The sequence below is a fragment of the Pantoea sp. BS_8 genome (genome assembly GCF_041954965.1).
Classification (GTDB): Bacteria; Pseudomonadota; Gammaproteobacteria; order Enterobacterales; family Enterobacteriaceae; genus Pantoea; species Pantoea stewartii.
The window spans coordinates 251073-273392 of the sequence record NZ_JAVAXU010000003.1 but is presented as its reverse complement, the minus strand read 5'-3'; the positions used below and the strand labels follow the sequence as shown (position 1 = coordinate 273392).

Here is a 22320-nt window from a genome sequence, read left to right as displayed (position 1 = left end):
ATCAAGATTTTTCAAGAAATTATGGGTTCTGTGATAGGCAACGTCACACTCAACCCCTATAATCGGCGCCGTTTCTTAGCCGGGGCGTGCGCCCTCGGTTTCTTCAGAACGTCAAGACAGAGGTCATCATGGCAATCGAACGTACTTTTTCTATCATCAAGCCAAACGCCGTCGCGAAAAACGTGATCGGTGCTATCTACAACCGTTTTGAAAGCGCAGGCTTCAAAATCGTTGGCGCAAAAATGCTGCAGCTGAGCAAAGAGCAGGCTGAAGGTTTCTACGCAGAGCACCAGGGCAAGCCGTTCTTCGACGGTCTGGTTGAATTCATGACCTCTGGCCCGGTTGTGGTTTCTGTACTGGAAGGCGAAAATGCCGTTCAGCGTCACCGTGACCTGATGGGTGCAACTAACCCAGCCAACGCACTGGCCGGTACACTGCGTGCTGACTATGCTGACAGCTTTACCGAAAACGCTACTCACGGTTCTGACTCTGCAGAGTCTGCAGCCCGTGAAATCGCGTACTTCTTCGGCGAAAACGAAATCTGCCCACGTACCCGTTAATTACTGACGCGTACACGGCTTTACAAAAATCTGCTGACCCGCGGTCACTCGCACCTGTTATCGGGCAGCAGATGTTGTACAATATTGCGCCTTCATTGAGCCAGCTTAGTGAAGGCGTAATTTTTTCTTTTCCCAACCGCGCCATAACGTGTAACAACGAGGCCAGAGAACACTATGTCCGAACAGATTGTGACGCCCGCGTCCACCTCACCGCTTTCCGTTTCGCCCAAAAGCCAAAAAATTAACCTGCTGGATCTTAACCGTCAGCAGATGCGCGAATTCTTTGTGTCCCTGGGTGAAAAACCGTTCCGTGCCGATCAGGTGATGAAGTGGATTTACCACTACTGCTGCGACGATTTCGAGCAGATGACCGACATCAATAAAAAGCTGCGTAACCGCTTAATGGAACTCACCGAAATTCGCGCGCCGGAAGTGGCCGAAGAGATGCGTTCAACGGACGGCACCATTAAGTGGGCTATTCGCGTGGGCGATCAACTGGTGGAAACGGTATATATCCCGGAAGGCGACCGTGCCACGTTGTGCGTGTCCTCCCAGGTGGGCTGTGCACTGGAATGTAAATTCTGCTCAACGGCGCAACAGGGCTTTAACCGCAATCTGCGCGTCTCCGAAATTATCGGCCAGGTCTGGCGTGCGGCAAAAATTGTCGGTGCAGCCAAACTGACCGGCCAGCGTCCTATCACTAACGTCGTGATGATGGGCATGGGCGAACCTCTGCTCAACCTGAATAACGTCGTCCCGGCAATGGAAATCATGCTGGATGATTTCGGTTTCGGTTTATCAAAACGCCGTGTGACGCTGTCGACCTCGGGCGTGGTTCCGGCTCTCGACAAGCTGGGTGACATGATTGACGTGGCGCTGGCTATCTCGCTGCATGCGCCCAATGATAAACTGCGCGATGACATCGTGCCGATTAACAAGAAGTACAACATCGAAACCTTCCTGGCGGCAGTCAAACGCTATATTGGTAAATCCAACGCCAACCAGGGACGTGTCACGATTGAGTATGTGCTGCTGGACCACGTGAACGACAGCACCGATGATGCGCATGAGCTGGCGGCACTGCTCAAAGAAACGCCGTGCAAAATTAACCTGATCCCCTGGAACCCCTTCCCGGGCGCACCTTATGGTCGTAGCTCAAACAGCCGCATTGACCGCTTCGCTAAGGTGCTAATGGACTATGGCTTTACCACCATTGTGCGTAAAACCCGCGGGGACGATATTGATGCCGCCTGTGGTCAGCTGGCGGGTGAAGTTATCGACCGCACCAAACGTACCCTGCGTAAGAAGATGGCCGGTGAAGCCATATCTGTGAAGGCGATCTGAAAGGCGGACGAACAGGGTTTCTGATCGGTTACCGGCGTGGCAGGCTGCTGCTCACCACACGGATGACAGGGAGGAAACCTTATGCGCAAAGGAGCAGGTGCGCGGCTACTGGCCGTTTTTGTTGTAAGCGGTTGTGTCAGTTCACCGTCGCAACCCGGGGCCGCAGAATTGCGTTTACAGCTGGGTATGCATTACCTTGCCGTAAACGATTACAGTGCGGCGCGCCGTAATTTCCTTCGCGCGCAGGCGGCAGCGCCAAAGGATTATCGGGTGCAGCTGGCCTTTGCCAGGCTCGCTCAGCGTCAAGGGCAAACTTCTGCTGCGCATCTTCATTTTTTACAGGCGCAGCAAATTGCCCCATATAATGGTTACATCGCTAACAATTACGGTGCGTTTCTTTGCACTTTAGGGCAGTATGATGAAGCGCATCAACAGTTTATCCGGGCAAAAGATGCGCAGGAAGGAGACGCCCGCATCGATGCGTACGAACTGTCGGGATATTGTTATCTGCGGGCAGGGGACAGACAGTCAGCGCGAGCAGCATTGTCTTATGCGCGTGATGCGGACAGAAGTAAGGGAGAATCGCTGCTGGCTGAAGCTGAAAGAGCGGTCGAACATGACCAATGGGCTAACCTGGCGCTATTGTTAGAGCTTTACCAGCCGCTGCCGGAGACGGCACGCAGCCTGGCGTTACACATACGTTTCGCCGCGCAACAGGGAAATCACGCAGACGTTTCACGTTATGGCGACCAGTTAGCGCGACGTTTTCCGCAATCGATACAGTACCAGCGTTATTTAGCTAATGAATACTGAAGCCACTCAAGAAAATTCTGCAGTTCATTCCACAGGTGCCCGCCTGCGTATCGCCCGTGAGCAAATGGGACTTACGCAGCAAAATGTCGCTGAACGCCTGTGCCTTAAACTTTCTACCGTGCGTGATATTGAAGAAGACAAGTCACCTGCGGATTTAGCCTCTACCTTCCTGCGCGGTTATATTCGTTCCTATGCGCGTCTGGTGCATATTCCTGAAGAGGAACTGCTGCCGATGATGGCAAAACAGACGCCAGTGCGGGCAGCCAAAATCGAACCGATGCAAAGCTTCTCATTGGGTAAACGCCGCAAGAAGCGGGACGGCTGGTTAATGATCTTCACTTGGCTGGTGGTCTTTGTTGTCGTTGGTCTGACGGGGGCCTGGTGGTGGCAAAACCATAAAGCCTCTCAGGATGAACTGGTGTCGATGGCCGATCAAAATGGCAGCAGCGGTGACAACAGCCAGTCGATTCCCTTAGGGCAAAACAGTGGTTCGTCCTCCGCGCCAGCGGATAACAGTACCAGCGTGCCGTTAACCAGTGGAAACAGCGCGGCGACCTCTGCTCCTGCTAACAGCGGCACAGCGGCCAGCACGCCCGCTGAAAACGACAACGCAAATGCAGCCACCTCCTCTTCGGCAGAGAACAATGCCGTGGTTTCACCCAGTCAGGCACCCGTAGAGAACACTACCGCACCGACGTCGCCGAACGCTACGCAGCCCATGCCTGTGGGCGCAGCGGCCGTCAGCGAACCTGCCGCCGATCCGAATGCGGTGGTGATGACTTTCACGGCTGATTGCTGGCTGGAAGTCAGCGATGCGACGGGCAAAAAACTGTTTAGCGGTATTCAGCGCAGTGGCGGTAAACTGAGCCTGTCAGGAACGGCCCCGTATCGTCTGAAAATTGGTGCGCCGGCAGCTGTTCATGTCGAATATCAGAATAAACCCGTTGATTTAAGTCGCTTTATCCGTAATAACCAGGTTGCTCGCCTGACGTTGGGTGCGCAATAACAGCGTAACGCGTGTTCCGGGCAATTGTGGAGAAGAAATATGCATAACCAAGCACCCATTATCCGCCGTAAGTCCAAACGTATTTACGTCGGCCAGGTGCCGATTGGCGATGGTGCGCCCATCGCCGTTCAGTCAATGACGAACACCCGCACCACCGATGTGGCCGCGACGGTCAGTCAGATCAAAGCCCTTGAGCGCGTGGGGGTGGATATCGTTCGCGTGTCGGTGCCCACGATGGATGCCGCCGAAGCGTTTAAACTGATTAAGCAGCAGGTCAATGTCCCGCTGGTCGCCGATATCCATTTTGACTACCGTATCGCGCTGAAAGTGGCGGAGTACGGTGTGGATTGCCTGCGCATCAACCCCGGCAACATTGGTAACAACGAGCGTATCCGCTCTGTTGTTGACTGTGCCCGCGATAAAAATATTCCCATTCGCATCGGGGTTAACGCCGGATCGCTGGAAAAAGATCTGCAGGAAAAATACGGCGAACCTACGCCGCAGGCCCTGCTGGAATCGGCCATGCGTCATGTCGATCATCTGGATCGCCTCAACTTCGATCAGTTTAAAGTCAGCGTAAAAGCCTCGGATGTGTTCCTGGCCGTTGAGTCCTATCGTCTGCTGGCCAAACAAATTGAGCAGCCGCTGCACCTGGGGATCACCGAAGCGGGCGGCGCACGCGCGGGGGCAGTAAAATCCGCCATTGGTCTGGGGTTACTGCTTTCAGAAGGCATCGGCGACACACTGCGTATCTCGCTGGCCGCTGACCCGGTAGAAGAAGTCAAAGTGGGCTTTGATATCCTGAAGTCGCTGCGTATCCGTTCACGCGGCATTAACTTTATTGCCTGCCCGACCTGTTCTCGTCAGGAGTTTGACGTGATTGGCACGGTAAACGCGCTGGAGCAGCGACTGGAAGACATTATCACGCCGATGGATGTCTCTATCATTGGCTGTGTGGTGAATGGCCCGGGCGAAGCGACAGTGTCTACGCTGGGCGTGACCGGCAGCAACAAGAAAAGCGGTTTCTACGAAGACGGTGTCCGTCAGCGTGATCGTCTCGACAATGACAATATGATCGATCAACTGGAAGCACGCATTCGCGCCAAAGCGGCGATGCTGGATGAAACCCGTCGTATCGACGTACAGCAACTGGAAAAATAATCCTTTGCGCGTACGGCATGCACGACTTTTTTAGCTGAGCCTGTGCGGTTTCATCCTCATGAGGTATGATGCCGGACAGGTTTTTTTGCATTAAGAGATTTTAACGTGGCGAAGAATATTCAAGCGATTCGCGGGATGAACGATTTTCTGCCTGCGGATACGGCCATCTGGCAACGAGTTGAAGATGTCCTGAAGTCCGTGCTGGCGAGTTATGGTTACAGCGAAATTCGCTTACCTATTGTAGAGCAAACTCCCCTGTTCAAACGTGCAATCGGTGAAGTCACCGATGTGGTTGAAAAAGAGATGTACACCTTTGACGATCGTAATGGCGAAAGCCTGACGCTTCGTCCGGAAGGGACGGCAGGCTGCGTGCGTGCCGGTATCGAACACGGCTTGCTTTACAATCAGGAACAGCGCCTGTGGTACATGGGCCCTATGTTTCGCTACGAGCGTCCGCAAAAAGGGCGCTATCGCCAGTTCCACCAGATTGGTGTGGAAGTCTTTGGCCTGCAGGGGCCGGATATTGATGCCGAGCTGATTATGCTGAACGCCCGCTGGTGGAAAGCGTTAGGTATCGCCGACCATGTGCGCCTTGAACTGAACTCTATCGGTTCACTTGACGCGCGCGCCAGTTACCGCGAGGCGCTGGTTGCCTTTCTGGAACAGCATAAAGAGGCGCTGGACGAGGACTGCAAACGCCGCATGTACAGCAACCCAATGCGCGTGCTTGACAGTAAAAACCCGGATATTCAGACGCTGCTGAACGATGCGCCTCAGCTTGGTGACTTCCTCGATGAAGAATCACGTGCCCACTTCGATGGCCTGCGCGCGCTGTTAGATGATGCCGGTATCGCTTACACGGTGAATCAGCGCCTGGTACGTGGGCTCGATTATTACAACCGCACGGTGATTGAATGGGTCACCGACAGCCTTGGCTCGCAGGGCACCGTGTGCGGCGGCGGACGTTACGATGGCCTGGTCGAACAACTGGGCGGACGTGCGACGCCAGGTGTCGGTTTTGCCATGGGCATGGAGCGTCTGGTGTTGTTAGTGCAGGCGGTGAACCCAGAATTTGAACCCGCGCGTAATGTCGATGTCTATGTTATCGCCTCAGGTCAGGGCGTTCAGTCAGCGGCAATGCAGCTGGCCGAAAAATTGCGTGATCAGCTGCCCGACATGAAGCTGATGACTAACTTCGGCGGCGGGAACTTCAAGAAGCAATTTGCACGCGCAGATAAGTGGGGCGCTCGCGTGGCGCTGGTGCTGGGTGAAGATGAACAGAAAGCCGGCCAGGTCGTGATCAAAGATCTGCGCAATGGCGAACAGCAAACGCTGGCGCAGGCGGATGCTGCGGCTGCACTGCGCACGCTGTTACAGTAAGCGCGTTATGGCACAACCATTGAAAGGAGAGGGATTGCGTGGAAGTGTATAGCAATGAGAACGAACAGGTTGATGCGCTGCGTCGCTTTTTCGCCAACAACGGTAAAGCATTAGCCATTGGTGTGGTTATCGGTATTGCTGCATTAGGTGGCTGGCGTTACTGGTCGAGCCATGAGCAGGACTCTGCTAAAACCGTGTCGGCTGAGTACCAGAAACTCACCAGCGCCATGCAGGTCAGCAAGCCTGAAACGCTGGAAGCCGTTAACACGTTTGCCCGCGAAAACAGCAACACTTATGGTGCCCTGGCGGCGCTGGATCTGGCGAAGCAGTATGTCGACAGCAATCAGCTGGACAAGGCCGAGAGCCTGCTGCAAAACGGATTAAAAGACACCAAAGATGCCAATCTGCAGGCGGTAATTAACCTGCGCCTGGCACGCATTCAACTGCAACAGAATCAGGCTGATGCGGCACTTAAAACCCTTGACGGTGTGAAGGGTGATGGCTGGACAGCCATTGTGGCTGACATCCGCGGCGAAGCGCTGCTGAGCAAAGGCGATAAGCAGGGCGCGCGCGATGCATGGAGTAAAGGCGTCGAATCTGACGCGTCTCCGGCGCTGAAGCAAATGATGCAGATGAAGATGAATAACTTAAGCTAAGCCAGTCAAGAGAGAGCGCATGGAATTACGTAAATACCTGCTGCCGGGGCTGATTTCAGTCACCCTGCTCAGCGGTTGCTCGCTGTTCAGCGGCGAAGAAGATGTAGTGAAAATGGCCCCATTGCCGAAAGTGGAAAACCAGTTCACGCCGAAGACAGTATGGAGTACAGGCGTGGGCGACGGGATTGGCGATTTCTATTCCAACCTGCATCCGACCTGGCAAGACGGCACCGTTTATGCGGCTGACCGCTTTGGTATCGTAAAAGCGCTCGATGCAGCGGATGGCAAAGAAAAATGGAAAGTCGACCTCTCTGAGAAAACCGGCTTCTTCTCTAAAAACCTGTCTGCCATGCTGTCTGGTGGTATTACCGTCAGCGGCGATCGCCTGTATATCGGCAGTGAGCGCGGTCAGGTTTATGCCCTGAACACCAGTGATGGTTCGATTGTATGGCAAGCCAAAGCGGCTGGCGAAGCGCTGTCGCGTCCTGTGGTCAGCGATGGCCTGGTGCTGATTCATACCAGTAACGGTATGTTGCAGGGTCTGGATCAGGCGACCGGGGCGGTGAAGTGGACCGTGAACCTGGACATGCCTGCGCTGTCGCTGCGCGGTGAATCAGCCCCGTCAGTTGCCTTTGGTGGCGCGATTGTGGGCGGCGACAACGGACGCGTCAGCGCCGTGATCATGAATCAGGGCCAGTTGATTTGGCAGCAGCGTATTTCACAGCCGAGCGGGGCGACGGAAATCGACCGCCTGAGCGACGTGGATACCACGCCGATCATTGTAAATGGTGTGGTTTACGCGCTGGCGTACAATGGCAACCTTTCCGCACTGGATCTGCGTTCAGGGCAGATTTTGTGGAAACGTGAAATTGGCGGCGTGAAAGATCTGATTGTCGATGCCGGGCGTATCTATCTGGTAGATCAGGACGATCGTGTGATTGCCCTGAATGCGGATGGCGGTGTCGCTATCTGGCGTCAAAGCGAGCTGCTGCATCGTAATCTGACCTCACCGGTGCTGTATAATGGCTACATCGTCGTCGGTGACGGCGAAGGCTACCTGCACTGGCTGAACACCACGGATGGCCGCTTTGTTGCCCAGCAAAAACTGGACAGCTCGGGCTTCCAGACTGAGCCTGTTGTCGCCAGCGACAAGCTGCTGATTCAGTCGAAAGATGGTGAAGTTTATGCCATTACCCGCTAACGGGTAAGTTGTCAGGCAGGGTTATCCTTCCGGCACAGCGGCTCCTGATTTCATCAGGGGCCGTTTCGTTTTTAGTCAGGCATGGTATCCTTTGCGCCGTAAGCCTGAACTGAACGGCTAAAGCCGTTATAATCACGCCATTCGGGCGAATTAATACATTATTGAGGCATTGTTATGGTACCTGTGGTCGCGCTGGTTGGGCGTCCCAATGTGGGAAAATCTACGCTGTTTAACCGTTTAACTCGCACACGAGATGCGCTGGTAGCGGATTTTCCTGGACTGACTCGCGATCGCAAATATGGTCGCGCCGAAGTGGAAGGGCGCGAATTCATTGTTATCGATACCGGCGGTATTGATGGCACCGAAGACGGTGTTGAAACGCGTATGGCGGAACAGTCGCTGCTGGCGATTGAAGAAGCCGACGTGGTGCTGTTTATGGTGGATGCCCGTGCAGGCATGATGCCCGCCGATCAGCAAATTGCAAAACATCTGCGCGCACGTCAAAAAGCGACATTCCTGGTCGCGAATAAAACGGACGGGCTCGATCCGGATCAGGCGATTGTGGATTTCTATTCACTGGGTCTGGGGGAGATTTACGCTATCGCCGCGTCCCACGGCCGTGGTGTGACCAGCCTGCTGGAGACGGCGCTGCTGCCGTGGATGGAAAAGGTTGATCCCGTAGAAGTCACCGAAGAAGATGAAAACGAAGCCTACTGGGCCGCGTTAGCCGCAGAAGAGAACGGTGAGGAAGAGGAAGAAGAGGACGATTTCGACCCGACCACACTGCCGATCAAGCTGGCGATTGTCGGACGTCCAAACGTCGGTAAGTCTACGCTGACTAACCGCATTCTGGGTGAAGATCGCGTGGTCGTTTATGACATGCCAGGCACCACGCGCGACAGTATCTACATCCCGATGGAACGTGACGATCGTGAATATGTGCTGATCGATACCGCCGGGGTGCGTAAGCGCGGCAAAATCACCGATACGGTGGAGAAATTCTCGGTCATCAAAACCCTGCAGGCGATTGAAGACGCTAACGTGGTAATGCTGGTGATCGATGCGCGCGCCGGCATTTCCGATCAGGATTTGTCACTGCTCGGCTTTATCCTGAACAGCGGCCGCTCACTGGTGATCGTGGTGAATAAGTGGGATGGTCTGTCGCAGGAAGTGCGTGATGAAGTCAAAGAGACGCTGGACTTCCGTCTGGGCTTCATCGACTTTGCGCGCGTGCACTTTATTTCTGCGCTGCATGGCAGCGGTGTAGGCAACCTGTTTGAATCGGTAACCGAAGCGTACGACTGCTCAACGAAGCGTGTAAACACCTCGCTGCTGACGCGCATCATGAACATGGCGGCAGAAGACCATCAGCCACCGCTGGTGCGTGGTCGCCGCGTTAAGCTGAAGTACGCCCACGCGGGTGGCTATAACCCACCGATTGTGGTGATTCACGGCAACCAGGTGAAAGATTTACCGGACTCCTACAAGCGTTACCTGATGAACTATTTCCGTCGTTCTCTGAACGTAATGGGCACGCCAATCCGCATTCAGTTTAAAGAGGGTGAAAACCCGTATGAAGGCAAGCGTAACCTGTTAACGCCAACGCAACAGCGTAAGCGTAAGCGTCTGATGGCGCACATGAAGAAAAATAAGCGTTAACTAATCGAGGGCCAGATGGCCCTCTTTTTTTGCCCTGGCATTGTGCTTATTTACACAATGGTGAAAAACGCTGCGCCAGAACTGTGGGCATTTCGTACCCGACAGCGGCAAGGTCCACTGCACAGGATGGGATATCCGCTGTCACAGGGCGCCTGTCTGTCCCGATTGTCATCAATCCTTACGTGACTGAGGCGAGGTGACTGATGACGTCTTCCAGCATGCGGGTTTACTTTCCCGATACCGACTGACGTACATCCTTGTCCCCTTAAAAGCTCAAAACATCACTTTAGTTGTCCGCTGGGCTACTCTCTGGATCGGCGTGGCCTTATCCAGCGTAAAAATTTGTAGCGAAAATGCTATTGCTTAGTAACAAACAGGTTTAAAACTTCACTGCATAACGTACCAGGTGGTACAATTTCGCCGCGTCATGACGGAGTATCGCCTGCTCTGGCTTCCTCCGGAAACATATCATTCATTTCATGGACGCAGGTCTGATTTAATTGGAATTAAAACAACGCTGTCTCATTAACCTGCAACGTTAACCGCGATACGCGCGAAAAGCGGCGGGCGAAAGAGCGGACTTTGTTTATCAGGAGAGTAAGTGTTATGGCTGAAACATCCTCTCGATCCGGTAAAGGATTGAGAATATGGTCTGTGCTGCTCGGGCTGGTGCTACTGGCAACCGGCCTGTTCTTTGCTGTTGGCGGGGGACAACTCGCAACGCTTGGCGGCAGTTGGTATTTCCTGGTTGCGGGCATCGTTATCGTGCTGTCAGCCATTCAGTTTTTCCGGGCAAAATCCTCAGCGGTTGTGCTTTTCCTGCTGGTATTTTTAGGGACTCTGGTCTGGGCGGTGGTGGACGCTGGCCTGGTCTTCTGGCCACTGGTTTCTCGCCTGATGGTGCCCGCCGGTTTAATGATTCTGGCCTTCCTTACCTGGCCCGCCTTACGCAAGCGCGAGAATAAACCTTCGCTGGCAAAACTCTCTTATGCGCTGTCTGCCGTCATCGCCGTGGGTATGGTGGCTACATTAGTCCAGATGTTCCAGCCGCATCCAACCGTGGCGGCAACGGGTCCTGAACTGCCGCTGATTCCGGTAGAGAAATCGAAGCAACAGCAAAACTGGGATAACTACGGTAATACCGCTGGCGGCAGCCGTTTTGTCGCGCTCGATCAGATTACCCGTGACAACGTGAAGGATCTGCAGGTTGCCTGGACTTACCGTACGGGTGACATTCCCGAAAGCCCAACCGGTAACGGTGCGGAAGATCAGGAAACGCCGTTGCAGGTCGGTAATACACTTTACCTGTGCACGCCGCACAATAATGTCATCGCCGTCGAAGCTGACAGTGGAAAGCAGATCTGGAAGCGTGAAATCAACGCACAGGCTGAAGTCTGGCCGCGCTGCCGTGGTCTGGCCTATTTCGACGCGACGAAACCGCTGAACCAGCCAACGCAGCCCGGCTCAACGCCAGTACCGGCCGTAACGCTGGCGGCAGGAGACAGCTGTCAGCGCCGTATTCTGATGAATACTATCGATGCGCGCCTGATTGCGATCAACGCCGACAACGGTGAATTCTGTGAAGACTTCGGTAACCATGGCATCGTCGATCTGAAAGCGGGCTTAGGTGATGCGCCGGATCCGCTTTATCAGCTGACTTCAGCCCCAACGCTTGCCGGAACCACGGTGGTCGTGGGCGGCCGCGTGGCGGATAACGTGAAAACCGACATGCCTGGCGGCGTGTTGCGTGGTTTTGATGTGATCACCGGTAAAATGCGCTGGGCGTTTGACCCGGGCAATGTCGATCCTAATGCCATCCTGATGCCTGGCAAGGACTATACGCGCAGTACGCCGAACTCCTGGGCGCCGATGTCGTACGATGCGGCCATGAACACCGTGTTCATTCCTATGGGCAGCTCCTCCGTTGACCTGTGGGGAGCCAATCGTACCGCGCTGGACCATAAATATGGAGCCTCGGTACTCGCGCTGGACGCGACAACCGGTAAAGAGAAGTGGGTTTATCAGACCGTTCATAACGATCTGTGGGACTTTGACCTGCCGATGCAGCCCAGCCTGATCGACTTCCCGATGAAGGATGGCAGCACCAAACCTGCGGTCGTCATCGGCGGTAAAACCGGCATGATTTTTGTGCTGGATCGTCTGACCGGTAAGCCGCTCACCAAGGTTGAAGAGCTGCCGATGCCGCAGGGTGACATCCCGAACGAGCAATATACAAAAACCCAGCCGCATTCGACCGGTATGCCGATGATTGGTAATCAGACGCTGAAAGAGTCGGATATGTGGGGCGCAACCCCGTTCGATCAGCTGGCCTGCCGTATCGCGTTTAAGTCAATGCGCTACAACGGCCTGTTTACCGTACCTGGCACTGATAAGTCGCTGAGTTTCCCGGGTTCACTGGGCGGGATGAACTGGGGCAGTATGTCCACCGATCCGAATAACAACCTGTTGTTTGTTAACGACATGCGTTTAGGATTGTGGGTACAGATGATCCCGGTTGATACCAGCAAAATTTCACGCGGCAGCAACGGGGGGGAAGCCATCAATACCGGTATGGGCGCGGTTCCGTTGAAAGGCACGCCTTATGCCGTGAACAAAAACCGCTTTATGTCACCGTTGGGTATTCCTTGTCAGGCGCCACCGTTTGGTACCCTGTCTGCGATTGACATGAAAACCCAGAAAATCGTCTGGCAGGTGCCGGTAGGTACGGTAGAAGATACCGGTCCGTTCGGCATCAAAATGCGCGCGAAAATGCCTATTGGCATGCCGACGCTGGGCGGTACGCTGGCGACGCAGGGTGGACTGGTGTTTATTGCCGGTACTCAGGACTACTACCTGCGCGCGTTCGATAGCGCCACCGGTAAAGAAGTCTGGAAAGCCCGTTTACCTGTCGGCAGTCAGGGTGGACCGATGAGTTATGTCTCACCGAAAACCGGTAAACAGTACATCGTGATTTCCGCCGGCGGCGCACGCCAGTCGCCGGATCGTGGTGACTATGTGATTGCTTATGCGCTGCCAGACAGCAAATAAGCGACGATAAAACAAAAGGGCCATCGTGGCCCTTTTTTTTGCGTAACGGAAAACCCGTTTTCCCGACAGGATAAGCTGCGGGTTCATAAGACGTGCCGCAGGGCAAACCCGAAGCCGCCTTCTGAGAAGGCGGCTTTGTTACTTACCGTCGCGCAACAGCGACTTGAGTTCTGGCGGCGCCTGTTGCTCGGGAACCAGTATGACGACCGTGCCGGACTGCTGGCGCGTGGCATATTGAATCTGGATGCGGAAGTAACGTTGATCCCCGCGTCCCACCTCTGCTGCTTTTTCCTCGGGTTCGCCCAAAGGCATCGCCCGTTCCAGTACCTGACAGACGTGCGCTTTTTCGGGAGGCGGAAGTTCGCCCAACGGAAATCGACGCTCATTCCGTAAGCCAGGAATAAAAGCAAAGCCGCCTTCTTGCGTTACCACAATCGTTGCGTCATCGGTGAGCTCGGGGAGTTGACTCATAACACGCCTACCTCTTTCCACGCTTGTTCAATTGCGCTCGCCACCGTGGTGTCGAAGCGCTTTTTACCATGCTGCACGGTGAGCTGTGCAAAGGCTTTGAAGTCAGCATCCTGATGTAAATCTTTATCGCACAGCGTGTCGTACCACGCCTGACCCGCTCGCTCCCAGGCATATCCGCCCAGGGCTTTTGCGGCCAGATAAAAGGCACGATTAGGGATCCCGGAGTTCAGGTGCACACCGCCGTTATCCTCACGTGTTTTAATATAGTCCTTCATGTGGCCTGGCTGAGGATCTTTCCCCAGCATCGGGTCATCGTAAGCGGTGCCGGGATGTGACATTGACCGCAGACCTTTACCATTGATGCCTTTTGCCAGCAGCCCTTCACCGATGATCCAGTCGGCCTTATCGGCTGTCTGTTTCAGACTAAACTGTTTCACCAGCGAACCAAACACATCAGACATGGACTCGTTCAACGCACCGGCCTGTTCAAAATAGATCAAACCGGCTTCGGTTTCTGTGACGCCGTGCGACAACTCATGCGCCACCACATCAATCGCAATCGTGAAGCGGTTAAAGATTTCGCCATCACCGTCGCCAAACACCATTTGCTGACCGTTCCAGAACGCGTTTTGGTACTTCTCACCGTAGTGAACCGTCCCAGCTAGTTTCAGACCGTGATTATCCAGAGAATTTCGTTTATAGATTTGCCAGAAAAAGTCGTGTGTGACACCAAGATAGTTCCAGGCTTCGTCGGCAGCAACGTCACCATTTGAAGACTGGCCTTCTTTACGCACCAGCGTGCCAGGTAATGTTTCCTGGTTTTTGGCATCATAGATTTCACGCTCAATCTTCCCGGCCTGCGTGGTTTTTGGCGCTGCCGTCTTTTTCCAGTGTTCAGCCATCAGGTGCTGAACATGGGTCAGTGTACGACGTGCCTGCTCCTGCTGGTGGCCGGTGCCGTGATCGATAATCTTGCGAAGAATATAGGGAGGAATAACGCTGAAAGCCATTTGAGACTCCTTGGCATGAGGGATGTACCAAGAAGTATAGTTAAGAAATGCTTTTCTTTCGTCTCGGTTTTTCAGGAATAAGTTGCGTGACCTGGCTTTCAACCCAGCCATCATCAAGGCGGGTGCGTAACCGATCGCCCTTATTCAACTGACCAGTTTTTTTCACGACCTGTCCATGGGTATCCGTCGTAACGCTGAAACCCCGCGCCAGCGTGGCGAGCGGGCTGACGCCTTCCAGTTGCGCGGCAAGCTGACCAAAACGTTGTTTATCGCGGTTAAGCATTTTTTCCATGGCCTGCTGCAGACGATAGTGCCAGTTCTGCAGACTTTTTTGTGCCTGATACAGGCGTTCTTGTGGCTGCTGTTGGGCCAGCCGCTGTGCCAGGCGATCCTGCTGACGGCTGGCGTGGCGAAGCCGTGTTTCCATCGCATCGCCCAGGCGCTGTTGTAGCCGGAACAGCAGGGTCTGCTGGCGCGCGAGGCGCAACTGCGGATGTTGCTGCTGCAGGCGATGGTCTAAACGGCTGAACAGACGCTGCTGACGCGCCAGATAGTAATCCATTGCCATTTCCAGCCGCTGCTGTTGTGACTGAAGTTGACGCAACAGCTCAAGCTGATTACGGCTGACAATTTCGGCCGCAGCCGATGGCGTTGGGGCGCGCAGGTCAGCGACAAAATCAGCAATCGTGACGTCAGTTTCATGCCCGACAGCACTGACCACGGGAATGTGGCTGGCAAAGATAGCGCGCGCCACGCGCTCGTCATTAAAGCTCCACAGATCTTCCAGCGAACCGCCGCCGCGTCCCACGATTAACACGTCGCACTCTGCACGCTGGTTAGCGATTTCAATCGCACGTACGATCGCGGCAGGCGCATCTACGCCCTGTACGGCGGTGGGATAAATCACGACCGGTAGTGAGGGATCGCGACGGTGAAGCACGCGCAGTACATCGTGCAGCGCCGCGCCGGTAGCAGACGTTATGACGCCGACCTGCTTTGCCGGTTGCGGCAAGGGCTTCTTATGTTCTGGTGCGAACAGGCCTTCCTGTGCCAGCTTTGCTTTCAACTGTTCGAACTGCTGCTGGAGCAGGCCTTCACCGGCGGGATGCATGCTTTCAATAATCAGCTGATAATCGCCGCGCGGCTCATACAGCGTGATATTGGCGCGAACTAAGATCTGCTGACCATGTTGCGGGCGAAAGGTCACACGACGGTTGCTGTTACGAAACATCGCGCAGCGCACCTGTGCACCATCATCTTTCAGCGTGAAGTACCAGTGGCCAGAAGCCGGCTGGGTAAAATTAGAGATTTCGGCACTCAGCCACACCAGGCCCATCTCATTTTCCAGCAGCTGACGCACTGTGGTATTGAGACGACTTACGGTAAAAATATTGGCGTTCGGTGGCAGCGACATGTGACGAAGATCAAATTCCAAATCAGTAGGTTAATTAGTCGATACTACAGGCCCTGTTGCGCGGATCAAGACTTTTTCTAAAAAACTAGTGGAGGCAATCGATTACGCCCTGTATAATGCCGCGGCAATATTTTATCTATTCTCACGCACCCGAGGTGGAGTATTGCCATGTTAAGAATCGCTAAAGAAGCACTCACTTTCGACGACGTCCTGCTCGTTCCTGCTCACTCCACCGTCCTGCCTAATACGGCCGACCTCAGCACGCAACTGACCAAAAATATTCGCCTGAACATTCCCATGCTTTCTGCTGCGATGGATACCGTGACCGAAGCGGGCCTGGCGATTGCGCTGGCACAGGAAGGCGGTCTGGGCTTCATTCATAAAAACATGTCAATTGAACGCCAGGCAGACGAAGTCCGTAAAGTCAAAAAACATGAAAGCGGCGTGGTTACCGAACCACAGACCGTACTGCCCACCACTACACTGGCCGAAGTTAAAGCGCTGACCGAGCGTAATGGTTTTGCCGGTTACCCTGTGGTGAACGCGAAAAACGAACTGGTGGGCATCATCACCGGTCGTGATGTGCGCTTTGTGACCGATCTGAACCAGCCTGTCACTGCCGTGATGACGCCGAAAGAGCGTCTGGTGACGGTGAAAGAAGGCGAAGCCCGCGACGTCGTTCTGCAAAGAATGCACGAAAAACGCGTCGAGAAAGCCCTGGTCGTGGACGACAGCTTCCATCTGCTGGGCATGATCACCGTAAAAGATTTCCAGAAAGCCGAACGTAAGCCTAATGCCTGTAAAGATGCGCAGGGCCGTCTGCGTGTGGGTGCTGCTGTCGGTGCCGGTGCGGGCAACGAAGAGCGCGTGGATGCACTGGTGGCTGCCGGTGTTGACGTCTTACTGATCGACTCTTCTCATGGCCACTCTGAAGGTGTACTGCAGCGCATCCGGGAAACCCGCGCGAAATACCCTGATCTCGAAATCGTCGGCGGCAACGTGGCGACTGGCGCAGGTGCGCTGGCGCTGGTTGAAGCGGGCGTAAGCGCCGTTAAAGTGGGCATCGGTCCGGGATCCATCTGTACGACCCGTATCGTTACCGGTGTCGGTGTTCCGCAGATCACCGCCGTTTCTGACGCTGTTGCGGCGCTGGAAGGCACGGGCATCCCTGTTATCGCTGACGGCGGTATCCGTTTCTCAGGTGATATCGCCAAAGCCATCGCGGCAGGTGCTTCCTGTGTCATGGTAGGTTCTATGCTGGCAGGTACAGAAGAATCGCCGGGTGAAATCGAACTTTACCAGGGCCGTGCCTTTAAATCCTATCGTGGGATGGGGTCACTGGGTGCGATGTCTAAAGGTTCATCAGACCGTTATTTCCAGACCGACAACGCCGCTGACAAGCTGGTGCCGGAAGGCATCGAAGGCCGTGTAGCCTATAAAGGCCGCCTGAAAGAGATCGTGCATCAGCAAATGGGCGGTCTGCGTTCATGTATGGGTCTGACCGGTTGCCCGACCATTGACGATCTGCGCACTAAAGCAGAATTCGTCCGTATCAGCGGTGCGGGCATCAATGAGAGCCACGTGCACGATGTGACCATCACCAAAGAGTCGCCGAACTACCGCATGGGTTCATAACCCCGCAAGATTTCCCGCCCGGCGACAGCCGGGCGCTTTACTTTATCAAGTCACCGTTTTGGAAAACCCTCAATGACGACGGAAAATATCCATAAGCACCGCATTCTGATTCTCGATTTTGGTTCTCAATACACGCAACTGGTGGCGCGTCGCGTCCGTGAGCTTGGCGTGTACTGTGAACTCTGGGCCTGGGACGTTACCGAAGCGCAGATTCGCGAGTTCAATCCCAGCGGTATCATCCTGTCGGGTGGCCCGGAAAGCACCACCGAACACGACAGTCCGCGCGCACCTGACTACGTTTTCACGGCTGGCGTGCCCGTGCTGGGCGTCTGTTATGGCATGCAAACCATGGCTATGCAGCTGGGTGGTAAGGTCGAAGGCTCTAACGAGCGTGAATTTGGCTATGCGCAGGTAGAGGTGAACACCGCCAGCGCACTGATTCGCGATATCGAGGATGCTATCAGCGCATCAGGCAAACCGTTGCTGGATGTCTGGATGAGTCACGGTGACAAGGTGACCGCGATTCCGGCTGACTTCGTCACCGTTGCCAGCACGGAAACCTGTCCGTTTGCGATTATGGCGAACGAAGAGAAGCGCTTCTATGGCGTGCAGTTCCACCCGGAAGTCACCCATACGCGCCAGGGCCTGCGCATGCTGGAGCGTTTCGTTATCGATATCTGCCAGTGTGAAGCGCTCTGGACACCGGCCAAAATCATTGAGGATGCCGTTGAGCGCCTGCGTGCACAGGTGGGCGACGACAAAGTCATTCTGGGCTTGTCCGGTGGTGTCGATTCCTCTGTGACCGCGATGCTGCTGCACCGTGCGATTGGTAAAAATCTGACCTGCGTTTTCGTGGATAACGGTCTGTTGCGTCTGAACGAAGCGCAGCAGGTGTTGGATATGTTTGGCGATCACTTTGGTCTGAACATTGTTCACGTCGATGGTGAAGCGCGCTTCCTGGATGCGCTGGCCGGAGAAAGTGACCCTGAAGCGAAGCGTAAAATCATTGGCCGCGTTTTCGTCGAAGTTTTTGACGAGCAGGCGCTGCGCCTGGAAGACGTGAAGTGGCTGGCACAGGGCACCATCTATCCGGATGTGATTGAATCCGCTGCCTCTGCCACCGGTAAAGCCCACGTCATCAAATCACACCACAACGTCGGCGGCCTGCCAAAAGAGATGAAGATGGGCCTGGTCGAGCCATTACGTGAGCTGTTTAAAGACGAAGTGCGTAAGATCGGTCTGGAACTGGGCCTGCCGTACGATATGCTCTATCGCCATCCGTTCCCGGGCCCGGGTCTGGGCGTACGCGTACTGGGTGAGGTGAAAAAAGAGTACTGTGACCTGCTACGCCGTGCGGATGCCATCTTTATTGAAGAGCTGCATAAAGCCGATCTCTACAATAAAGTCAGCCAGGCCTTTACGGTGTTCCTGCCCGTCCGTTCCGTGGGCGTAATGGGCGATGGCCGTAAATACGACTGGGTCGTTTCACTGCGTGCGGTCGAAACCATCGACTTCATGACTGCCCACTGGGCGCACCTGCCGTATGATTTCCTGGGCCGCGTGTCCAATCGTATCATTAACGAAGTGAACGGCATTTCCCGCGTGGTCTATGACATTTCCGGTAAGCCACCGGCGACGATTGAGTGGGAGTAATCCCGCTTCCGGCATAGCCTGACAGTCGGTTATATCAAGCACGAAGCCCGCATGATTGCGGGCTTTTTTATTCTCCGTCCTTCGGCTGTCTTGCGAGACCCTGTCGAAACCCATAAGGCACAGCCTCTGCTGATGCGGAAAAGGGTAACGCGGGGCACCAGGTCGACATATAAGGCAAAAAAATCAGCCGGCGTTATCCGGCTGATTTTATTAACAGTATTTCTGCCGGAGAGAAGGAGACGCACCTCCCCGGTCGGGCAATGCTTACTTAAGATGTTCCTTCAGCTCCACGGACGCCTGGCTTATCGCTGTGCGTACCGTTGGCTCTTTACTCAGGGCATTCAGCAAACCAAAGTCGTGGATCATGCCGTTGTAGCGGGTAACGGTTACCGGCACGCCGGCCGCGTCCAGTTTACGGCCAAACGCTTCCCCTTCGTCGCGCAGGACATCCAGTTCGGCGGTCTGAATCAGCGTCGGCGGTAAACCCGCCAGTTCTTCTTTGGTCGCGCGCAGCGGCGAGGCCAGAATGCTGTTCCGATCTTTTTCTGAGGTGGTGTAGTTGTCCCAGAACCACTTCATCATGTTACGGGTCAGGAAGTAGCCATTGGCAAACTGCTTATAAGAAGCATCGTCAAAGTTTGCATCGGTGACAGGCCACAGCATTACATCGTAGCGAATAGCCGGGGTTTTATTCTGCTTAGCCTGCAGCGCAACGGCGGCAACCATATTTCCGCCTACGCTGTTCCCCACCAGAGCCAGGCGCTTACCGTCCACCCCAATTTCAGCGCCGTGTTCGGCTACCCATTTTGTTGCCTCGTAAGCCTGGGTAATGGCGACCGGATAGTGCGCTTCCGGCGAAGGCGTGTAGTTTACAAACACGGCCGCAGCACCGGATTCATTCACGAGATCGCGTACCAGACGTTCATGTGTCGGAAAATCACCCAGCACCCAGCCACCGCCGTGGAAAAACATAAACACAGGCAGTACGCCAGCGGCATGGGCTGGTTTGACTATTGTCAGCGTCAGCGGTTTACCCAGTGCCGTAATGGTCTTTTCAGAAATCTGTGCAGGCGGCAGCGCGGCACCTTTCTGCGCCCCTGTAAGCACCGCGCGGGCTTCTTTAGGGGATAAGGTTTCAATCGGTTTTCCGCCGCTACTGTTAAGCGCGTGAAGAAATGCCGCCACGCCAACGGTGGGCTCCGGTGCGTTTTCGACCGGACTGGCCCATGCTGATGTCATCTGGCTGGCTAACAGTAAAGCACCTGCGGTGAGTTTCACTTTCATTGGGGTTTCCTTGTATTTGCTATTAAGTAGTGTGCTATTTAGTTTGGCTACAATGCCAGTGAATTATCATCTTGTAAACAACTAAATAGTGAGCGATATAAATTTTTACTGTCTCACGGTGGGATGAACGCGCCAAAACAGCGCCAAATAGCGGGGGCGGAATAAAAAATAACTCTGTTTATTAGTGGCTTAAAACGGTGGGTGATAATTTAACGCCTGCTGTTTTTTTGCGCGCTACACTCATGTTGAAGCCGCTACGTTCGCGAACAGGCTATCCATTATTGGTACGTCTTGATCGAGCCGAGTTAAATCAGGGCAGTGCAACAGCCGCGCTTGCGCCGCTGATATGGAAAATGTTCGGTGTCGAGGGGGAGACTGACACGCTCGGTAAACAGCTTTTGCCAGAAGCACAACCGCGCTACCGGGACTGGTTGCAGCGCATTGCGGATCAGGCTAGCGGTCAGTCCCCTTAGCGCACTGGCGTAACCGGGGAGGAAAACCGTGCAAAAACCTTTGCGTCACCTTGCCATGCGTTTCAGCGCAGAAATGCTGATTTATGCGTTAATGGGATGCTCGCCGCTGATCATCGCGCTTACGGCAGGGCAGGTTGCCAGTGTGGCCGGTTGTCCGCTGAATGAGAGCCGCGCGTATCCCTGCTTTATTCTGGGATACGATACCGGCCAGCTCCTTTACAGGATGGGCGTTTCAGGCTGGTTCAGTCTGTATAGCCTGCCGCTGGGGGCGATGCTCATGATGCTACGCACCGCAGCCTTCTTTGGGCAACTGTATTCACATTACCGTGCCAGGGGCAGCTAACGTGTCATGCCGCCGCAGGCGAAGTGAAGTCAAAGCCGGTGCTTTATTGCACTATAACAGCCTGTCTCTGATCCCCGGGAACCCTCATGCTGACCCTGAAAATTTTTTGTCTCTGCTTTCTTACCGTCATTGTGCTGTCGCTCGCGGCCAGTCTGGCGCAGGCGACGCGCGGCGCTGATGCCCTGAATCAGGGCGGTTGGGCGACTGCCCGGCGGGATTCGGCAGGGCTCGCTCCCGATCCGCATGTTAACGCCAGTCAGGCCATCATTCAGGTTTATGCCGCGCCGACCTATGGCTGGAAGGGTGCCGTTGCGGTGCATCCGTGGATTATTTTTAAACGCGCAGGTGAAACCCGCTATACGCGTTATGAAGTCATCAGTTGGGGCAGTGGCGATAAGGTAAGGCGCAATGCCTCTTTGCCAGATGGTTACTGGTACGGTGCAAAACCGCGTTTGCTGGTGGAGCACCGTGGCCCTGAAGCGCAGAACCTGATTCCGCAGATTGAAGCCGCCATCAAAACCTATCCCTGGCCCACGACCTATCATGCCTGGCCCGGACCGAACAGTAATACTTTTATGGCGCACATTGGGCGCAATGTGCCCGCGCTGAAACTGAATCTGCCTGCTAACGCTCTGGGGAAAGACTATCGGCCATTATGGCGTCCGGTTGGCTTACCGCCTTCAGGTCGCGGGGTTCAACTGTCCCTGCTTGGCGTGGCGGGCGTAACGATCGGCGTGCAAGAGGGCGTTGAGTTTAATCTGTTAGGGCTGAGTGCTGGCGTCGGATTTGCGCCGTTTCAGCTGCGCCTGCCTTTTATCGGCGGTGTAGGGCATAACAACCTGCAACATGATCATCCCTGATTGCCGGCCAGGGTGAGGCGTCGGGCGCATTGACGTCCTGCCCTCGTCTACCCTGACGCGCTAACGGCCCACAGGTTAGCGCGTCCCGGCAGAAACGGTCAGCAGACGCCGAAATCACCATCTTCGTGATAAAGATTCACGCTGTCTGCTTTAATTTCAATTTCCTTTTTGCTGGCATCATCTACGCGCGCGCACCAAAGCGTGTCGCCTTCTGCACGCAGCACGACCATTTTAGGACCGCCCGTTTTCGACTGAACCAGGTCATCAGGGTTAAACATATTTCCTCCGTTGTTTTCTGATGGTTATGTCTGGCATCGCAGCCTCGCATTTTTTGCGCGGCCTTTTCCAT

The 22320-nt window shown here is 54.7% G+C and carries 19 protein-coding genes; 14 read left to right on the top strand and 5 right to left on the bottom strand.

Translation table 11 applies throughout. The features are described from left to right. The first annotated feature begins 128 nt into the window (after positions 1–128). The 10 genes from ndk to RAC65_RS10105 all read left to right on the top strand — a co-directional run bounded on the left by ndk (position 129) and on the right by RAC65_RS10105 (position 12828). On the top strand, positions 129–560 hold the full coding sequence (gene ndk, locus RAC65_RS10150; protein WP_003848684.1) for a nucleoside-diphosphate kinase: 432 nt from the start codon (positions 129–131) through the stop codon (positions 558–560). 174 nt (positions 561–734) lie between these two features. After that, complete coding sequence (locus RAC65_RS10145) at positions 735–1904, top strand: bifunctional tRNA (adenosine(37)-C2)-methyltransferase TrmG/ribosomal RNA large subunit methyltransferase RlmN (protein ID WP_033740892.1); 1170 nt, start codon at positions 735–737, stop codon at positions 1902–1904. 81 nt (positions 1905–1985) lie between these two features. Then, the gene (gene pilW / locus RAC65_RS10140) at positions 1986–2717 is read left to right on the top strand and encodes a type IV pilus biogenesis/stability protein PilW (protein WP_033740890.1); all 732 of its coding nucleotides are present in this window, start codon (positions 1986–1988) and stop codon (positions 2715–2717) included. After that, positions 2707–3723, top strand: coding sequence for a cytoskeleton protein RodZ (gene rodZ, locus RAC65_RS10135; protein ID WP_375096654.1), 1017 nt, complete (start codon positions 2707–2709; stop codon positions 3721–3723). Before pilW ends, rodZ begins: the two co-directional genes overlap by 11 nt. A gap of 39 nt (positions 3724–3762) precedes the next feature. After that, positions 3763–4884, top strand: coding sequence for a flavodoxin-dependent (E)-4-hydroxy-3-methylbut-2-enyl-diphosphate synthase (gene ispG, locus RAC65_RS10130; RefSeq protein WP_033740886.1), 1122 nt, complete (start codon positions 3763–3765; stop codon positions 4882–4884). Between the two features lie 105 nt (positions 4885–4989). Further along, a complete protein-coding gene (gene hisS, locus RAC65_RS10125; protein ID WP_006120624.1) occupies positions 4990–6264 on the top strand; it encodes a histidine--tRNA ligase in 1275 nt (424 codons plus the stop codon). A gap of 38 nt (positions 6265–6302) precedes the next feature. After that, the gene (locus tag RAC65_RS10120; RefSeq protein ID WP_006120623.1) at positions 6303–6920 is read left to right on the top strand and encodes a YfgM family protein; all 618 of its coding nucleotides are present in this window, start codon (positions 6303–6305) and stop codon (positions 6918–6920) included. A gap of 19 nt (positions 6921–6939) precedes the next feature. Then, the gene (gene bamB / locus RAC65_RS10115) at positions 6940–8121 is read left to right on the top strand and encodes an outer membrane protein assembly factor BamB (protein WP_006120622.1); all 1182 of its coding nucleotides are present in this window, start codon (positions 6940–6942) and stop codon (positions 8119–8121) included. A gap of 174 nt (positions 8122–8295) precedes the next feature. After that, on the top strand, positions 8296–9780 hold the full coding sequence (der, locus tag RAC65_RS10110; protein WP_006120621.1) for a ribosome biogenesis GTPase Der: 1485 nt from the start codon (positions 8296–8298) through the stop codon (positions 9778–9780). Positions 9781–10386: 606 nt separating this feature from the next. Next, a complete protein-coding gene (locus RAC65_RS10105; protein WP_058707705.1) occupies positions 10387–12828 on the top strand; it encodes a glucose/quinate/shikimate family membrane-bound PQQ-dependent dehydrogenase in 2442 nt (813 codons plus the stop codon). 138 nt (positions 12829–12966) lie between these two features. Here the strand turns inward: RAC65_RS10105 and RAC65_RS10100 are convergent, their stop codons facing one another. From RAC65_RS10100 to xseA, 3 genes are read right to left on the bottom strand one after another with little or no spacing between them, the layout of a single operon-like run. Next, a complete protein-coding gene (locus RAC65_RS10100; RefSeq protein ID WP_033740881.1) occupies positions 12967–13299 on the bottom strand; it encodes a protealysin inhibitor emfourin in 333 nt (110 codons plus the stop codon). Continuing rightward, entirely contained in the window at positions 13296–14309 is a 1014-nt protein-coding gene (locus RAC65_RS10095) for a M4 family metallopeptidase (RefSeq protein ID WP_033740879.1), read from the bottom strand. Before RAC65_RS10095 ends, RAC65_RS10100 begins: the two co-directional genes overlap by 4 nt. Positions 14310–14349: 40 nt before the next feature. Further along, the gene (gene xseA, locus RAC65_RS10090) at positions 14350–15723 is read right to left on the bottom strand and encodes an exodeoxyribonuclease VII large subunit (RefSeq protein ID WP_006120618.1); all 1374 of its coding nucleotides are present in this window, start codon (positions 15721–15723) and stop codon (positions 14350–14352) included. A 168-nt stretch (positions 15724–15891) separates the two neighbouring features. Between xseA and guaB the strand changes: the two genes are divergently transcribed. Together guaB and guaA are read left to right on the top strand one after the other, a co-directional pair. Then, positions 15892–17358, top strand: coding sequence for an IMP dehydrogenase (gene guaB, locus RAC65_RS10085; protein WP_033740877.1), 1467 nt, complete (start codon positions 15892–15894; stop codon positions 17356–17358). 72 nt (positions 17359–17430) lie between these two features. Continuing rightward, positions 17431–19011, top strand: a complete 1581-nt coding sequence (gene guaA / locus RAC65_RS10080) for a glutamine-hydrolyzing GMP synthase (protein ID WP_006120616.1) — start codon at positions 17431–17433, stop codon at positions 19009–19011. Positions 19012–19275: 264 nt separating this feature from the next. Here guaA and RAC65_RS10075 read toward each other — a convergent pair whose 3' ends face one another. Further along, complete coding sequence (locus tag RAC65_RS10075; RefSeq protein ID WP_375096653.1) at positions 19276–20295, bottom strand: alpha/beta hydrolase; 1020 nt, start codon at positions 20293–20295, stop codon at positions 19276–19278. A 501-nt stretch (positions 20296–20796) separates the two neighbouring features. Between RAC65_RS10075 and RAC65_RS10070 the strand changes: the two genes are divergently transcribed. Both RAC65_RS10070 and RAC65_RS10065 read left to right on the top strand, forming a co-directional pair. Next, positions 20797–21111: a hypothetical protein gene (locus tag RAC65_RS10070; RefSeq protein WP_152607481.1), complete on the top strand. Its 315-nt coding sequence runs from the start codon at positions 20797–20799 to the stop codon at positions 21109–21111. An 86-nt stretch (positions 21112–21197) separates the two neighbouring features. Beyond that, positions 21198–21971: a DUF3750 domain-containing protein gene (locus RAC65_RS10065; protein WP_054633337.1), complete on the top strand. Its 774-nt coding sequence runs from the start codon at positions 21198–21200 to the stop codon at positions 21969–21971. Between the two features lie 98 nt (positions 21972–22069). Here the strand turns inward: RAC65_RS10065 and RAC65_RS10060 are convergent, their stop codons facing one another. Continuing rightward, entirely contained in the window at positions 22070–22249 is a 180-nt protein-coding gene (locus tag RAC65_RS10060) for a hypothetical protein (protein WP_033740871.1), read from the bottom strand. Between the last annotated feature and the right edge of the window lie 71 nt (positions 22250–22320).

Coding starts and splice junctions, on each gene's coding strand:
- ispG (WP_033740886.1), top strand. CDS start 3,763: ATGCATAACCAAGCACCCATTATCCGCCGTAAGTCCAAACGTATTTAC.
- RAC65_RS10075 (WP_375096653.1), bottom strand. CDS start 20,295: ATGAAAGTGAAACTCACCGCAGGTGCTTTACTGTTAGCCAGCCAGATG.
- guaB (WP_033740877.1), top strand. CDS start 15,892: ATGTTAAGAATCGCTAAAGAAGCACTCACTTTCGACGACGTCCTGCTC.
- der (WP_006120621.1), top strand. CDS start 8,296: ATGGTACCTGTGGTCGCGCTGGTTGGGCGTCCCAATGTGGGAAAATCT.
- RAC65_RS10095 (WP_033740879.1), bottom strand. CDS start 14,309: ATGGCTTTCAGCGTTATTCCTCCCTATATTCTTCGCAAGATTATCGAT.
- RAC65_RS10105 (WP_058707705.1), top strand. CDS start 10,387: ATGGCTGAAACATCCTCTCGATCCGGTAAAGGATTGAGAATATGGTCT.
- bamB (WP_006120622.1), top strand. CDS start 6,940: ATGGAATTACGTAAATACCTGCTGCCGGGGCTGATTTCAGTCACCCTG.
- RAC65_RS10065 (WP_054633337.1), top strand. CDS start 21,198: ATGCTGACCCTGAAAATTTTTTGTCTCTGCTTTCTTACCGTCATTGTG.
- RAC65_RS10100 (WP_033740881.1), bottom strand. CDS start 13,299: ATGAGTCAACTCCCCGAGCTCACCGATGACGCAACGATTGTGGTAACG.
- RAC65_RS10060 (WP_033740871.1), bottom strand. CDS start 22,249: ATGTTTAACCCTGATGACCTGGTTCAGTCGAAAACGGGCGGTCCTAAA.
- guaA (WP_006120616.1), top strand. CDS start 17,431: ATGACGACGGAAAATATCCATAAGCACCGCATTCTGATTCTCGATTTT.
- xseA (WP_006120618.1), bottom strand. CDS start 15,723: ATGTCGCTGCCACCGAACGCCAATATTTTTACCGTAAGTCGTCTCAAT.
- pilW (WP_033740890.1), top strand. CDS start 1,986: ATGCGCAAAGGAGCAGGTGCGCGGCTACTGGCCGTTTTTGTTGTAAGC.
- rodZ (WP_375096654.1), top strand. CDS start 2,707: ATGAATACTGAAGCCACTCAAGAAAATTCTGCAGTTCATTCCACAGGT.
- RAC65_RS10145 (WP_033740892.1), top strand. CDS start 735: ATGTCCGAACAGATTGTGACGCCCGCGTCCACCTCACCGCTTTCCGTT.
- ndk (WP_003848684.1), top strand. CDS start 129: ATGGCAATCGAACGTACTTTTTCTATCATCAAGCCAAACGCCGTCGCG.